The 15,392-nt window shown below is 41.2% G+C and carries 14 protein-coding genes; 8 read left to right on the plus strand and 6 right to left on the minus strand.

Features of this window, described 5'->3' with window-relative positions; translation table 11 throughout:
* Window positions 1-47: 47 nt before the first annotated feature.
* The 5 genes from IEV52_RS18570 to IEV52_RS18590 form a co-directional block, all read right to left on the minus strand.
* A complete protein-coding gene (locus IEV52_RS18570; protein ID WP_188404075.1) occupies window positions 48-1,550 on the minus strand; it encodes a sodium:solute symporter family protein in 1,503 nt (500 codons plus the stop codon).
* A complete protein-coding gene (locus IEV52_RS18575; RefSeq protein WP_240460755.1) occupies window positions 1,551-1,751 on the minus strand; it encodes a DUF3311 domain-containing protein in 201 nt (66 codons plus the stop codon).
* Window positions 1,752-1,981: 230 nt separating this feature from the next.
* Complete coding sequence (locus IEV52_RS18580; protein WP_188404076.1) at window positions 1,982-2,407, minus strand: hypothetical protein; 426 nt, start codon at window positions 2,405-2,407, stop codon at window positions 1,982-1,984.
* Between the two features lie 274 nt (window positions 2,408-2,681).
* Window positions 2,682-3,125, minus strand: coding sequence for a hypothetical protein (locus IEV52_RS18585; protein WP_188404077.1), 444 nt, complete (start codon window positions 3,123-3,125; stop codon window positions 2,682-2,684).
* Between the two features lie 16 nt (window positions 3,126-3,141).
* The gene (locus IEV52_RS18590; protein ID WP_188404078.1) at window positions 3,142-3,492 is read right to left on the minus strand and encodes an ASCH domain-containing protein; all 351 of its coding nucleotides are present in this window, start codon (window positions 3,490-3,492) and stop codon (window positions 3,142-3,144) included.
* Window positions 3,493-3,656: 164 nt separating this feature from the next.
* Between IEV52_RS18590 and recQ the strand changes: the two genes are divergently transcribed.
* The 5 genes from recQ to IEV52_RS18615 all read left to right on the plus strand — a co-directional run bounded on the left by recQ (window position 3,657) and on the right by IEV52_RS18615 (window position 8,928).
* Window positions 3,657-5,807, plus strand: a complete 2,151-nt coding sequence (recQ, locus tag IEV52_RS18595) for a DNA helicase RecQ (protein ID WP_229754367.1) — start codon at window positions 3,657-3,659, stop codon at window positions 5,805-5,807.
* Complete coding sequence (locus IEV52_RS18600) at window positions 5,807-7,003, plus strand: class I SAM-dependent rRNA methyltransferase (RefSeq protein ID WP_188404080.1); 1,197 nt, start codon at window positions 5,807-5,809, stop codon at window positions 7,001-7,003. Before recQ ends, IEV52_RS18600 begins: the two co-directional genes overlap by 1 nt.
* A gap of 17 nt (window positions 7,004-7,020) precedes the next feature.
* Window positions 7,021-7,683, plus strand: a complete 663-nt coding sequence (locus IEV52_RS18605) for a futalosine hydrolase (RefSeq protein ID WP_229754368.1) — start codon at window positions 7,021-7,023, stop codon at window positions 7,681-7,683.
* A gap of 5 nt (window positions 7,684-7,688) precedes the next feature.
* On the plus strand, window positions 7,689-8,540 hold the full coding sequence (locus tag IEV52_RS18610) for a 1,4-dihydroxy-6-naphtoate synthase (protein WP_188404240.1): 852 nt from the start codon (window positions 7,689-7,691) through the stop codon (window positions 8,538-8,540).
* Between the two features lie 199 nt (window positions 8,541-8,739).
* The gene (locus IEV52_RS18615) at window positions 8,740-8,928 is read left to right on the plus strand and encodes a hypothetical protein (RefSeq protein ID WP_066243047.1); all 189 of its coding nucleotides are present in this window, start codon (window positions 8,740-8,742) and stop codon (window positions 8,926-8,928) included.
* Window positions 8,929-9,079: 151 nt separating this feature from the next.
* On the opposite strand, the gene IEV52_RS18620 is transcribed toward IEV52_RS18615, so the two are convergent.
* Window positions 9,080-10,180: a PRK06851 family protein gene (locus IEV52_RS18620; protein ID WP_188404081.1), complete on the minus strand. Its 1,101-nt coding sequence runs from the start codon at window positions 10,178-10,180 to the stop codon at window positions 9,080-9,082.
* A gap of 802 nt (window positions 10,181-10,982) precedes the next feature.
* Here IEV52_RS18620 and IEV52_RS18625 point away from each other — a divergent pair.
* The 3 genes from IEV52_RS18625 (at window position 10,983) to IEV52_RS18635 (ending at window position 15,383) form a co-directional block, all read left to right on the plus strand.
* Window positions 10,983-12,749 carry a helix-turn-helix domain-containing protein gene (locus IEV52_RS18625; RefSeq protein WP_188404082.1) on the plus strand — a complete coding sequence of 589 codons (1,767 nt, stop codon included), beginning with the start codon at window positions 10,983-10,985 and terminating at the stop codon, window positions 12,747-12,749.
* A gap of 122 nt (window positions 12,750-12,871) precedes the next feature.
* Window positions 12,872-14,176 carry a M20 family metallo-hydrolase gene (locus tag IEV52_RS18630; protein ID WP_188404083.1) on the plus strand — a complete coding sequence of 435 codons (1,305 nt, stop codon included), beginning with the start codon at window positions 12,872-12,874 and terminating at the stop codon, window positions 14,174-14,176.
* A gap of 22 nt (window positions 14,177-14,198) precedes the next feature.
* Window positions 14,199-15,383, plus strand: a complete 1,185-nt coding sequence (locus IEV52_RS18635) for a M20 family metallopeptidase (RefSeq protein WP_188404084.1) — start codon at window positions 14,199-14,201, stop codon at window positions 15,381-15,383.
* Window positions 15,384-15,392: the final 9 nt, after the last annotated feature.

Below are 15,392 nucleotides of genomic sequence, written 5' to 3' on the forward strand. Positions count from 1 at the left end.
ATGCAGCAAAAAAGAGGATGACCTTCAAAAAGTCATCCTCTTTTCAATTATGCACCCTTACGCAAGGTATCGACTTGTTCTGAATTTGCACCAAACAGGTAATCTTTTACGGCATTTGTAGAAGTCTTTGCTTTTTTCACAAATAGCGGGTTCAATACCGCAATCGTTGCAAAGTTAGCCATCAGTCCCCAGAAACCTTCATAGATGCCTAGTGATGTTCCTGTTGAGTAAACGGTAAAAGTCACAGCTAGTCCAACGAGCAAGCCGATGATTGTCGCTTCTCTTGACTGATTTCTCCAGAACAAGCTGATAACTATTGCCGGGAAGATCTGTACCATTCCTGATACACCGAGCAGCTGAAGGGAAACGAGTGCCTGCGGAAAAACAAGTCCGAAAAGTAAAGCTAGTCCAATTACAACAAACACCATACCTCGTGTAATCATCGTCAGCTTAGCGCCTTTAACTTTCGGGTTGATCAGGTCACGGTAAATGTTGTTCGCAAACAGGTTAGAAGCACCGATTGCCATAATGGAGCATGGGATTAATGATGCTAGCGCGATTGTTGAATAAGCCAATCCTTGAGCAACGCCTCCGTATGATGTTTGAATAAGCGAGAGCAGAGCAAAGCGCGGATCTGTTCCATCAGGCAATACCAAAAAGGCGATGAACCCTAGAAAGACAACTAGGATTAATACGATGTTGTACAGCGGCAGATAAAGTGCGTTTTTTCGAATAGCGTCTGCACTTTTTGCGGTGAAAACCCCCGTTGCCGCGTGGGCCCACATAAATAAAGCAAGTGCTGAAACAAAGGATGCAGTGATAAACCAAGGAACCCCTTTAGGTCCTGCTTCCGGGATAGTTAGAAGCTGTGGAGCTTCTGTTACGATTTTATCAACCATCGGATTCCAGCCGCCAAAATGCATGATCGGCAGGGACGCAACCATAAAAAGCATGATCGCCCAAACCAGTACATCCTTAATGATGGCAGTATACGTTGGTCCTTTAATTCCACTGAAGAATGTATATAGAGCAACAAGCAAGAAAGAAGTGATAACAACCACTTTTACATTAATAAAGCCGGTTCCCGCAACCTGCAGTGTGTCTTGAATACCGCTTAGCTGCAGGCAGATATATGGAATAAGCATGAGTACGCCTACAATGGCGATAAGAGAAGAAAGCAGTTTCGAATCAAAACGCTCACGGGCATAGTCTGCTAGAGTCGTTAGTTTATGCTGATTCGCAACTTTCCATAGTTTCGGAAGGAAAAAGTAAGAGATAAAGTAAGCCAGAACGGAATAGGGAATCGCGAAGAATGCGAGACTTCCCGCCGTATACGCTGTACTCGTAAGGCCGAGAAATGTATAAGCCGTGTAAAGATCAGCGCCGACTAAGAACCAGACGAGCAGGCCGCCAAAGCGTCTCCCACCGACTGACCATTCCTCAACAGAACTGCGGGTAGCTTTGTCTCTGCCTGCAAGAAATCCGATGAGTACGACCGTTAAGATAATAAAGATTGTGATAGATAGTGCTGTAAGATTACCCTGCTGCATTTAATCCAAGCCTCCCTGAGATTTCTGTAGTTGATAGATGCCAAAGGTGCAAAAAGGAGTGAGAACAATCCACAAAAACAGCCAAAACTGAAGAAACGGAAGTCCTAGAATAATAGGGTCGATCCGGTTTACAAACGGCAATACGACCAGTTGTGCCAAAAACGGAAGAATGATCAATAAGATCATCAGTAATTTCTTCATGATGCTACGCCCCTTCATCGATGATATGAGAAATATAATGTTCACTATCATAACAGCTTTAAAATGGGGTAACAAGAGGAATAATATAAATTTTTAAAATATTTCATATTATTAGAAAATGAAAGGGTTTACATGGTAAAAAGTGTGTTTAAGTAAATAAAAAAGCCCATTTTAAATTTAAAATGGGATGACATATTATTTGTTATTTACTTTTATTTGAACTCGTGTGTTTACCAATCTTTCTGCTGAAAATGTTTTCCCTCTACTTTTCCTGCACCATCCGGCATACCATAACCCTTCTGCTGAATGTTGTTTGCATCCTTTACAAAATAATAATACACCCAGCCTTTTTCATTCTCGAATTCTACTAACAGATGATAAGGGTTGTATTGACGCCCGATGTTTCTAGTAATCTTCCATTTCTCACCGGGATATTTTTGCTCAAGATAGGTATTTAGCTGTTCTTTTTTGATGGATACTTGGTAATGAATCCAATGAGGGCGGATAAGGAAAAACCCAAGAATACATATCGTAATGAAACTTGCAGTATATAAACCAATTCTTCTTTTAGATTTTGGTACAATGAGAGCAATAATAAAAAGTGCACTTATAAAAACAGCTGTCGCAGTGATCTCAATGACTGTAATGGGATGCACCTTAATTTCCCCCTTTGATACGATTAACTAATTTTACCATACGGCCGTGTTTTACTAAATATATAATGTATTCCGCTTAAGATATACATAACAGAATTAAGCACGGAAAAAACGCATGGAATCACGGAAAAAACAGATGTAATCACGGAAAATTACAGATTGATCACGGAAAAACAGTTAATAATCACGGGAAAAATAAAATGTGTCCTCCTGAAATGAACCGTGCCCCTGATAAATAAAAAAGCTGACCTATCAAGGTCAGCTTTCTCACTTTTCACCACCACAAAAAGGGCTTTACAACCATAAACCATAGCATGATCATCAACAATACTATATAAATCCATACGTTTCTCATTAACTTATCTGCTAACATCTCTTTGTCGTGGTCATCCTCGCTAAACTTACGGAGTGTGGGTGAAAAGGCTCGCGCTAAAAATAGCAGGGAACAGAATAATATGATCAATGTCATCAAAATCCATGGTGTATCCCATGTCCACGGCCCTGACAAAATGAGCAGCACACCTGATATCACGAGAACATGGCCAGCATGTTTGGCGAGCCAAACCACAAAACGGAATGTGCCTAAATAAGCGTGCATCTCGTCCCCTGCTGCAGTTCGCAGTTTTTTTACAAGGGGAAACAGGATAAAGAATGGCCCGATTGATGCAATAACGCTTAAAATATGGATATATACTAAAATACGATACATAAAATCCATTTGAGCCTGCTAACGATTAACCTTTAACTGGAGTGAACTCGTGAACCCATACTTGCATATGAGGAAGCCATGGCATTCCAGGGTGATACGAAAGAATAGCATTTTTATACTCTTCAACCGATGCAAAACCTTCTTGTTGTGCATGCTCGTCCGTTAACTCACCTAGTGATTGTTGATAAACATTGTTTACGACGAATTTGTGCCCTTGCAGTTCCATAACCTCACCAACATCAGCATATCTCCCGTTTCGGCGAGTGGCTGTTTTTTTGCCCTCGATAACCTTTTGAACGTCCTCTGGCATGGTAACGAGTCTTTCAATCGTACATGTTTTTGGCGGAAGTGCCTGATTATTTTCCTGGTTTGTCATTGTATAAATCTCCCTTCATTTTTTCTCCATTTCCTAATGTAACACATTTCTTAATGAAGTCTGCTCACTTTTACGAATTTAAAACGGTAAGATGTGTCTTTGCTATGTGGAGAGCGTACCTTTATAATCAAGAGATAACTCTACTTGAGGAGGCAGAAAAAGTTTTGACACTAGATTTAATACAAAGAGCAAAACAATTGCTGGAGCTGCATTACGGTTATTCTTCATTTCGGAATGGACAAGAACAAGCGATAGCTTCGGTTCTGTCTGGTGAAGACACCCTTTGTGTCATGCCGACAGGCGGAGGAAAGTCGATCTGCTATCAGATTCCTGCTCTTGTTTTCGAAGGAACAACCATTGTGGTCTCTCCGTTAATTTCATTAATGAAAGACCAAGTAGATACATTGCTGCAGTTAGGTATTTCCGCAGCCTTTATTAATAGTTCCCTTACAGCAGCAGAAACGAGAGAACGGATTGAAAAGGCGAAACGCGGGGAGTACAAACTTTTATATATTGCACCTGAACGACTAGAGTCCTTTGACTTTATGGATCACTTAAAACAGATCGATATTCCGCTAGTAGCTGTCGATGAAGCACACTGTATTTCACAGTGGGGTCATGATTTCCGTCCAAGCTATCAGCGGATTCAACGAATGATAGGGACTATGCCGAAGCGACCGGTCGTATTGGCGCTAACAGCTACAGCGACCCCTAGAGTTCGTCAGGATATTTGCTGGTCCCTTGATATTGATGAAAACAAAACGGTATTGACCGGTTTTGAGCGGGAAAACCTTTCCTTCTCTGTTATTAAGGGACAAGACCGCTTATCCTACTTAAGGGATTTTATAAAAAAGAACGAAAAAGAAGCAGGCATCATTTATGCGGCCACACGCAAGACTGTCGATCAGCTTTATGAACAGCTTAAAAAGAGCGGCATAAATGTTTCGCGGTATCATGCCGGTATGAACGATCAGGAGCGAATGGAGCAGCAGGAGCAGTTCCTTCAAGATGAGTCTTCTGTCATGGTGGCAACTTCAGCGTTCGGTATGGGGATCGATAAATCGAACATCCGCTATGTGATCCATTTTCAGCTTCCGAAAAATATGGAGAGCTATTATCAGGAAGCTGGCCGTGCTGGCCGTGACGGACTACCAAGTGAATGTATTCTGCTGTATTCTTCTCAAGATGTTCAAGTGCAACGGTTCTTGATCGATCAATCCAGCGAACCGGACAGGATCTCGCAAGAACTTGAAAAACTGCAGCTTATGGTGGATTACTGCTATACAGAAAGCTGTTTACAGCAGTCGATCGTTCGTTATTTTAGTGACGAAGACCTTCCGCCATGCGGTCGCTGCGGTAATTGTACAGACTCGAGGGAAAGTATTGACGTCACGAGAGAAGCGCAAATTGTGTTGTCGTGTATCGTAAGGATGGGGCAAAAAAGATTCGGCAAGACACTGATTGCTCAAGTCCTCACAGGTTCAAGAAACAAAAAGGTGCTAGAGCTTCAGTTTCACAAGCTCCCCACTTACGGGATGATGAAGGAAAAAAGCATCAAAGAAGTGACAGATTTCATTGAGTTCTTCATCTCACAAGAAATCATTGCCGTTGAACATGGATCATTCCCGACTCTTTACATAAATGAAAAAGGAAAAGATGTACTTTTAGGTAAAGAGATCGTCATGAGGAAAGAAGCTGTACAGACGAAGCAAGTGGCAGCAGATGATCCGTTGTTTGAAGAACTTAGAAATGTTCGAAAGCTGATCGCTGAAAAAGAAAACGTGCCGCCATTTGTTATTTTTGCGGATACGGCACTGAAGGATATGTGTGTGAAGCTGCCTGAAACGAAAAATGAATTTTTAACTGTCACAGGTGTTGGCCAAAATAAACTGGAGAAGTATGGTGAGAAGTTTATTGATGCGATTGTGGAGTTTTTGGTTCAGAATCCGGAACGGAAAGAAAATGCAGTTAAAGGGACAACAGTAAACGCACAAACCAAAAAAGCTTCTCCGAATTCTCATCTCGAAACGTATACGTTTTATAAAGAAGAGATGTCAGTTGAGGAAATTGCTGAACATCGGAATCTAGCTGTGAGCACAGTTGAAAGCCATCTTATTCAATGTATGCAAGAAGGGATGGACGTTCATATGGAAGATTTGATCCCGGATGAATATATCTCTGAGATTGAAAGTGCAATTCAACAAGCCGGTGGAGAAAAGCTGAAACCGATTAAAGAACTGCTGCCTGAAGAAGTAAGTTATTTTATGATTAAAGTGTACTTGCTGCAAAATGAGAATGAGGAACGGGTGAAATGATGAAAAAGAACGTTCGGTTAAAAGTAAAGCAATCTTATGTAAAGGGTTTAAAAGCAGGCTATCCGCTAATCACAGAGGATGCTGTTCAAAATATAAGCAATGTAAAAGAAGAAGGCACGATTATTGAACTTTTTGACGAAAAGAATACATTCCTTGGAAAAGGATATTACGGCAAGCAGAACAAGGGACGAGGCTGGGTGCTCACGAGGGATTCACAAGAGTTGATCGACCAGAGCTTTTTTGATAGAAGGGTGAAAAAAGCAATTGACCTTCGTGAAGCTTTTTATAACAATTATGAAACGACGGCTTTCCGTGTTTTTAACGGTGAAGGAGACGGAATCGGCGGCCTTACGATTGATCACTACAACGGATATTATGTGCTTACTTGGTACAGTGAAGGCATCTATACGTTTAAGGAGGAAGTTGTTGCGTCTCTTAAAAGTCTTGTGAAAGTAAAGGGAATCTACGAAAAAAAACGGTTTGCAGTTAAAGGAAAGTACATTGAAGATGATGATTTCGTTGAAGGGGAACGTGCGCCAAGCCCTTTGATAGTTAGAGAAAATAACATTCATTTTGCTGTTTACTTAAATGAGGGCGCGATGGTAGGTGTTTTCCTCGACCAGCGTGATGTGCGTCGGACGATTCGTGACCAATACGCAAAAGGGAAGACGGTATTAAATACTTTTTCCTATACCGGTGCGTTTTCTGTTGCTGCTGCACTAGGTGGTGCTACTAAAACAACCAGTGTGGATCTTGCAAACAGAAGCCGCAGCAAGACTCAAGAACAGTTCAGCGTGAACGGCCTGGATTATGCAAATCACGACATCATTGTAGAAGACGTCTTTAATTATTTTAAATACGCGGTTCGAAAGCAATTATCGTTTGATCTTGTTATCCTGGATCCACCTAGCTTTGCACGCTCAAAGAAACATACATTTAGTGCAGGGAAGGATTATCCAGACTTATTGGCTCAAGCCATTCAGATCACTGAAGACAACGGTGTGATCGTCGCTTCATCAAACTGCAGTACGTTTGGTATGAAGAAGTTTAAAGAAATGATCGCTACAGCTTTCAATCAAACAGGCGGTTCTTATGAAATCTTGGAAGAATTCCAGCTTCCGCAAGATTTTAAAACGAATAGAGAATTCAAAGAAGGAAACTACCTCAAAGTCGTGTTCATAGAAAAATTACGTTAATGGCGAGGGGGATCTTAATGACGATGTATAACAATCGCCGCATATTAATTATGACCTCTGTTCCAGCTGAAAAAGAGGCAATTGAAAAAGGACTAGGGAAAGATCAAAGATTTGATGTGGTTTTGGCTGGCGTAGGTCCGATTTCGGCAGGTATTCAAACAACAAGAGCATTGATGGGAGAAGATTATGCTCTTGTTATCAACATGGGGATCGCTGGAGGATTCCGTGAGAAAGCGGATGTCAGTACACTAGTGATTGCTGACGAGATCGTATCCGCTGATCTTGGAGCAGAGTCACCGGAAGGATATATCACGTTGGACGAGCTGGGATTTGGGGCATCAACACGGATAAAAGCAGACAGTGAACTAGTGGAGCTTTTATACACGGCATTAAAGTCATCCGAAGTAGCCGTTCGACAAGGGAACATCTTAACATTATCCACGGTAACAGGAACTGCTGAAACGGCAGAAGAGCTCTTAAGACGTGAACCGAATGCGGCGGCCGAAGCAATGGAAGGATATGGAGTTGCAATGGCAGCCCAAGAGTTTGGGAAACCTGTCCTCGAAATCCGCTCCATCTCAAATCCTATTGGTCCGCGAGACCGTTCTGCTTGGCGGATCAAGGAAGCATTAGATACACTGGAGAGAGCTAGTAAAGTTATTTCGGAGGTTTTGAGATGAGTAAAATGAGTATTGCCTTTTCACCTTGTCCGAATGATACGTTTGTTTTTCATGCGTTGGTTCACGGTTTAATCCCAGGAGCCCCTGAATTTGATGTTACATATGCGGATATCGACATTACAAACGGCTTGGCTTCTCGTTCGGATGAGCTTGATATTTTAAAAATTTCTTATGCGGCTCTGCCTTACGTATTGGATAACTACGCTCTTATTCCGTGCGGGGGTGCGCTCGGCCGAGGATGTGGTCCTTTAGTGCTAGTGAATCAGCCAGGGGAAGTAAAACCGGAAATGCTGTCAGGAGCAAAGGTGGCCGTACCAAGTGAACGTTCAACCGCTTATATGCTGTTCCGTTTATGGGCTGCGCAAAATGTGCCGGGTGGAGTAGGTGAGATCATCGTTATGCCGTTTAATGAAATCATGCCTGCTGTAAAGGAAGGGCGTATTGATGCTGGTCTCGTTATCCATGAGGCGCGTTTTACATACCAAAACTATGGACTGAATCTACTCGCTGATATGGGTAGCTGGTGGGAGGAAGATACAGGTCTGCCTATTCCATTAGGGGCTATCATCGCGCGACGTTCACTAGATTTAGAGTCTATTGCAAAGTGGATCAGGGAATCAGTAGAATATGCGTGGCAAAATCCTGAGGCTTCAAGAGAGTATGTAATGAAGTATGCGAGTGAACTTTCTGAGGACGTTGCGAAGTCTCACATCGATCTGTATGTGAATGACTTTACGGCTGATCTTGGTGAAAAAGGATTCGAAGCCATTACGACGCTGTTGAACCGCGCTGGGGAAGAAGGCATTGTGCCGAAGAAGGATTATACAAGTCTACTAGAATTTAGAAGTGGACAGTAAAATCGGGAAAGTGGACAGTAAATACGAAAAAGTGGACAGTAAAATCCGGGAAATGGACAGTAAAATCAAAAAAGTGGACAGTAACTCTAAAAAATGTAGACAGATTAATTAAAAAACCAGACATTATGAAGATTAACCACTCTGAGCACCTGCGCATACCTTATAGCGAGAAGAAAAATCTGTTATAAGGAGGCGCAATATGTCTAATACAAATGTATTAACACTCATTGGTGCTTTATTAGCTGGTTATTTTCTGCTTGCATTGCCGCTAGGCGGAACGTTCTTAGCCGCATTCGGTCCCGCGGTCAAGATTATCGCTATCTTAACAGTTCTCGTATTCGGTGCTGTCTTAATATACAAAGGGCTCCGAGATATATTAAGAAAATAGGTTCCCATAAAAAAACCCGCTATTTTCAGCGGGTTTTTCTTATTTCGGAAGCAACTCTTTCAGTTCTACGGTAACCTCCGAATGTATAGTTCGTTTATTTAATCATAACAAAAAACAGTCACCAACAAAAACGGTGACTGCACATTTATCTTTATTTTTGACGAGTCATTGCTAATCTTTCAATCTCTTGATCTACCTTCAATTGAATCTGATCTAATTTAGAGAAATCCATCGCTGAAATATAATACTTCTCTAACTCATCGTGCTTTCTTTTTGCATTGGCCAAATAGCTGATTGCTTCTTTCATTTTCTCAGAATATCTGCCACTGATCTCTTTTAAGTCATCAAAATATTTTTCATCTGTTCCTGGTGTAATAGTCTTCTCATACATATCAATAATGGAGTCGCCTGGGCGCTCTGGAAAGTATTCGTGTGGGGCCGTACTGTCAAATATCGCAAAGCCTAGTTCTCTTACAATAATCATATCGAGGCTATTTGGATCAAACCCGCAATGGTAGATTTCCACATCGAAACCAGAGGCTTCAGCATTTGCTGCTAGCTTCTTTAATAAAGTGGATTTTCCTGATCCTGGTCGACCTTTTATAAAGTAACGTTTCTTCAAACCCTCTGTTAAATTTGGAACAAAGTCAACAGCGCCCTTTGGAGTGGCAGCACCTAAAAAGCGGTGATATACCTTCGCTTCTTTATTTACTTTCTTTGAAAAAAACAAATGCATGAGTTCATCAGTCAGCTTATTTGCTTTATCATAATCCATATTCTCAATGTAGATTTTTTCCCATTCATCATGTACGAGGAGTGCTTTATGGAAGGTATCATATGCGGTTTGAAAATCAGCGGAGATCGCTTCTGAAAGCTTAAGGATCTCACTTTTGCTTTGTGCTAGTTTTTTAGAATTCCATGCCTCTCCTAAGTTGACGTATTCTTCAATGGCTCCAGGAGCTTTAGGTTCAATCACATGCGGAGAAGTTCCGTCAACAATACCAACACTTAGTTCTCGAAGTATGACTCCATCAATGGACCCGTTATCAGATCCACAATGGATATACTCCACATCATAACCCTCATCGTTCCACTTTTTCCCGATCGCTTTCATCAACGTCGACTTGCCAGTTCCAGGTCCGCCTTTAAGAATAAAAAGACGATCAAGCCCTTTTAAGTTAGATTCAAATAAGTTGTAGAAGCCTCTAGCCGTATTGCCGCCAGCATAGTAATTTAATATTTTTCCAGTCAATGTTTAAAACACTCCTCTTCCTAAAGTAGTTGTGTTTCTAAAAGCATTCTATGTTAAGTCTGGGAATAGGTGATAGCCTAAATCACACATTCAATATTTAAATTGTTGAAATTTGATGAAATAAAAAGAAATTTTACGAATATGGAAGGCCTTTTAATAAAAGTGGTATAAATACATTGCAAATCACATAATATTGATTATTCTGAATATTTAAATAAAGTTTAGAATAGGTTAATATATAGTTAACAAATGAAACACAACCTTTACAAGGAAGGCGTGATTCCAATGACTTACGTTAGCGAAGCATATCAAATCACATCCAGGTAGAGATCAGCCGGTGAAAACTGATTTCGAGATGTGTGGATATGTGGGAACGCGCAAATACACATAACGGAAAGAGGATGATTCCAATGACGTATGTGAGCGAAGCATGCTAAGATCGTGTTGCAGATGGAAATAGCCGGTGAAAACTATTTTCGCAGCATGTGGGCATGTGGGAATTTACCGAAGTAGAGGAAAAATAAGATCTAATGCAAGGCAATTGATTGAACGAACAATTAATTGAAGTCTAGTTATGGGACAAATAACTAGCATTTGTGTATTAGGAAGAAAGGACAGAAAGTTTAAGTGAATAAAGTGAGTTTAAGCTAAAGGCGCTGTTTATGTGATATATGCATATTCAGCGTCTTTGTTTTGTATATACATAATTTACCGAAGCCATGTAAGTTTTTTTCACTTTTGTCAATTCGTTATGGTTTATACTGTTATCTAAAAGCAATAGAAGTACAAAGAGGTGAGGCTATTGAAATCTGAAAAACAGCTAATGAGTTTGATCAACGCAGCTCAGGTTCTTTCATCTACACTAGATGTGGGCAAAGTGCTAGATAAGCTGATCGATGAAGTGATTAATGTAATTGACGGAGCACATGCAGTCATTCTTTTTATTTATGACCCGAAAAAAAAGAAGCTTATCATTAATAAATGCAAAGGGTTTAACCAAACGTACATGAAGCATATTGAACTGAATAAGGATGAAGGAATGACAGGCAAAACATTTATGACTCAAAAAGCTCAGATCTTTAGCCACATTCAAGATACATCAAAAGGGATGGAAAACATCCAGCCGGAGAATCAGAAAAATTTTCATAAAGCCTTGGGAGCTTTGCACCACTATCCAACAAGCACTATTTGTGCGCCATTGCTCTCAAAAGAAGGCTGTCTGGGTGTTCTTACAATAGATAGCTTCTCAGAGGATATACTATTCAATCATGGAGACCTTCGCCTGTTAGAAACGTTTGCCAGCCAGGCATCGATCGCCATAGAAAATGCTAAGCTATTCACTCAGCAAGAACGATCAAAACGTATTCATTCAGAGCTGGCAAAAGCATCTGTGTCTCAACAAGGATTAGAATCTGTAACGCTCACTTTAAGTAATTTGATTCAAAGACACGTCTGTTTATTTAATGAATTTATGGATTTTACCGCTGCATCCTCTTTAGAAGCAGAGCAAATCGGGAAAGAAGCAGCAGAATTATATGCTGACTTTTTTGATCAAATTATATTGGGTCATTCTTCTAAGGTTTACGAACAATTAGAAGCGGGGTCTGTTTACTTGTTTCCCATAACTACAGATAAAGTAGCAATCGGTGTGATGGCTGTCCTCGGTGAGCTTCAAGACGAACTGGATGTTCTGGATGAACTCGCAATCGATTTAGCTAGTAATATATTTGCGATCGAATTGATGGGGCAGGAAAGGATGCTGTCTGATCTCTATAAATATGAGGGATATCTGCTGGAACAGCTTCTTAATCATAAGTTTGATTCATTTACACCGCCGCAGCGAAGTATAGTTGGAATTTCTGATCATAACAGAAACTTATGTGTAAATATAAAAATATCTAATCAGCTGCTCCCTTTTCAGGAACTTAGCAGCCGAAAGCAATTGTTTAACAGGTTATTGTTTAGAGAACTACAAAAACTGGAATATAAGGTCCTTGTTTGGGATCGCAACATGGAGTATGACATTCTCGTTATTATTCATAATCAAAGGGAAGAAGAAAAGGTTCTATTGCAGCTCTCGGATTTCTTTTCAACCCTAAGAACTTTGCTCTCATCCAAAACGTCATTTGTGTTTCATGTGGGATTAGGAAGAATGTTCACTAAGCTCAGTGATATTGATAGTTCATATCGAGATGCTATCAGATGTGCAGAGTATATCCAGCTGCATCGTTCTGAAGAGGTTGTCCTTTCTTATAAAGAGCTTGGGATCTATCGTCTATTTATAAAACATGACCGAGAGGAACTTACCGATTATATAGCAGATTTGCTAGGTCCGCTTATTAAGTATGATCAAGACCATGACACGGAACTAGTAGAAACACTGCACACGTATTTAGAATGTCAGCAAAATATGACAAAGACTGCGGCGAAAAGCTTTGTTCACCTGAATACGATTAAATACAGGCTTCAGAAGATCAAAGAGATCCTAAAGATGGAAAAGTTACAGGGAAAAGAAATATTTGAGCTGCAGCTGGCCATTTACCTGCAAGGATTCGTGAAAATAAAATAGTAGGCTGTTATGGACAAATAGACAAGGATCTATTTGTCCTTTTTTAATATATTCAAAATTTACTGATTATTCTATACTTTTCAATAACCAATTGGCGCATTACATCAAGAAAGGGGCATGACATGCTGAAAACAGAAGAGAATGTGTTTCAGTCAAAACTTTTGGAAGGCTATGACCGAACGATGAACCAATCTGGTGTTTCGGGTGAAAGATTAGCTGCCCGTCTGGCAGAACTCTCTAAAATTGGATCGACGGAAGAAAATGGTTCATACCGAATTGGTTTCTCCAAAGAGGAAAGAAAAGCGAAAGAACTGGTTAAGAGCTGGATGATAAAAGCTGGTCTTATGGTTAAAGAAGACGGTGCAGGCAATCTTTTTGGAAGATTAGAAGGAAAGAACAAAGAGCTTGCTTCTGTAATCTCAGGCTCGCATGTAGACAGTGTCCCGAACGGCGGACATTTTGACGGACCTCTAGGTGTACTCGCAGCTTTGGAAGTTGTAGAAGCTTGGAAAGAAACAGGCTACAAACCTGAACGACCATATGAAGTTGTTGTTTTTACAGATGAGGAAGGCTCCAGGTTTAACGGAGGGTTAAGGGGCAGTCGTGCAATTTGCGGTGAACTCAATATGGAGGAAGAAATCCGGAAGATCGATCAACAGGGTAATTCTTTTCAAAAGGTTATTGAGAGTGATGGGCTTACACTCCAAGGGTTTAAGGGATCTAAACGAGAACTAGATACCGTTAAAGCATTCGTTGAAGTACATATCGAACAAGGAAGCACACTTGAGCGTGAGAATGTGGCAGTAGGAGTTGTAACAGGAATTGCAGGTCCGTCCTGGTTGAAAATATCTTTCTATGGAAAAGCAGGACATGCCGGAAATACCCCGATGGGTGAAAGGAATGATGCACTTGTTGCAGCTAGTGAGTTTGTTGGACAGGTGAGTCAGATTCCTCAACGTTTGAGCAAAACTGCTGTAGCCACAGTAGGTAAGCTTCAGGTCTACCCGAATGGAGTCAATGTCATTCCAGGGAAGGTGGAGCTATATGTAGATATACGAGACATTCATCAAGAGACTCTGGATCAGTTAACAGGGGAGATAGCAAAGAAAGCCCTGGAAATCGGTGACCAGCATGGGATCTCTGTAGAATACGAACAGACATTAAATGTTTCGCCCGTTCCAATACAAGAAGAGATGCAGCAGCGATTGATTGAAGCTGTAGAAGCAAATGGAATCAAACCCGTACTCTTGCCGAGCGGTGCTGGGCATGATGCGATGGTTTTAGGCCGGCACGTTCCATCCGGCATGATCTTCGTAAGAAGTCAGGACGGAATCAGTCATAATCCAAAAGAATGGACGAGTTTAGGAGACTGTGTACAATCGGTCCATGTGTTAAAGACTGCGATTGAATCATTGACAGCCGAGTAACAAATGAAAGGGAGAGATATAAATGTCCGTTACAACAAAAGCGTTTGATCATCTAGTCGATGCTGTTTCAGAACAAGTGATCCATTGGCGTCGTTACTTACATGAAAACCCAGAGTTATCTTTTCAAGAAGAAAACACATCACAGTTTATCTACGAAACTTTAGAGTCATTCGGAGGGATCGAACTTTCCCGACCGACAAAAACGAGTGTGGTTGGAAGGATTCTAGGGAAACAGCCTGGAAAAGTCATTGCCATTCGGGCAGATATGGATGCATTGCCGATTCAGGAGGAGAACACCACTGAATATATCTCGAAGAATCCAGGTGTCATGCATGCATGTGGTCATGACGGTCATACGGCAATGCTTCTAGGTGCAGCAAAAGTTTTATCCGAGCGTAAAGATGAGATGCATGGCGAGATCAGGTTGTTTTTTCAGCACGCGGAAGAACTGTATCCTGGCGGAGCAGAAGAAATGGTTCAGGCTGGTGTTATGGATGGGGTAGATGCTGTTATCGGCGCACATTTATGGGCACCTCTAGAGATAGGGAAGATTGGTGTTGTGTATGGCCCTATGATGGCTTCACCCGACACATTCTATATTACGGTCAAAGGGAAAGGCGGACATGCTGCACTGCCTCATCAAACGGTCGATTCCATAGCAATCGCATCACAAATCGTTACGAACCTGCAGCATATCGTCTCCAGAAACACAGATCCACTTGAACAGCTAGTCGTATCGGTTACCAAATTTACTGGCGGCACAACACATAACGTTATTCCAGGATCTGTTGAAATTCTAGGTACGGTTCGAAGTTTTGATGCAGAAATCCGTCAATCGGTTCCTCAAACCATTGAGCGTATTGTAAAAGGGATTACTGAGGCACACGGAGCAGATTATGACTTTGATTATGAATTTGGATACCGCCCTGTAATCAATGATCATCAAGTGACACAAGTTATTGAAGATACAATCGTGGAGGTCTATGGAGAAAAAACGCTGGACCGGATGAAACCAAATATGGGCGGTGAAGACTTCTCGGCATTCCAGCAGAAAGCGGGTGGCTGCTTCTTTTATATTGGAGCGGGAAATCCCGAAAAAGAAGCGGTCTATCCGCATCACCATGCACGCTTCGAAATTGATGAAGATGCCTTAGAAAAGGGAGTCAGAATTTTTGTTCACGCAGCATTCAATTTATTAAAACAATAGGTTGGGGAG

It is taken from the genome of Fictibacillus barbaricus (genome assembly GCF_014635025.1).
Taxonomy (GTDB): Bacteria; Bacillota; Bacilli; order Bacillales; family Fictibacillaceae; genus Fictibacillus; species Fictibacillus barbaricus.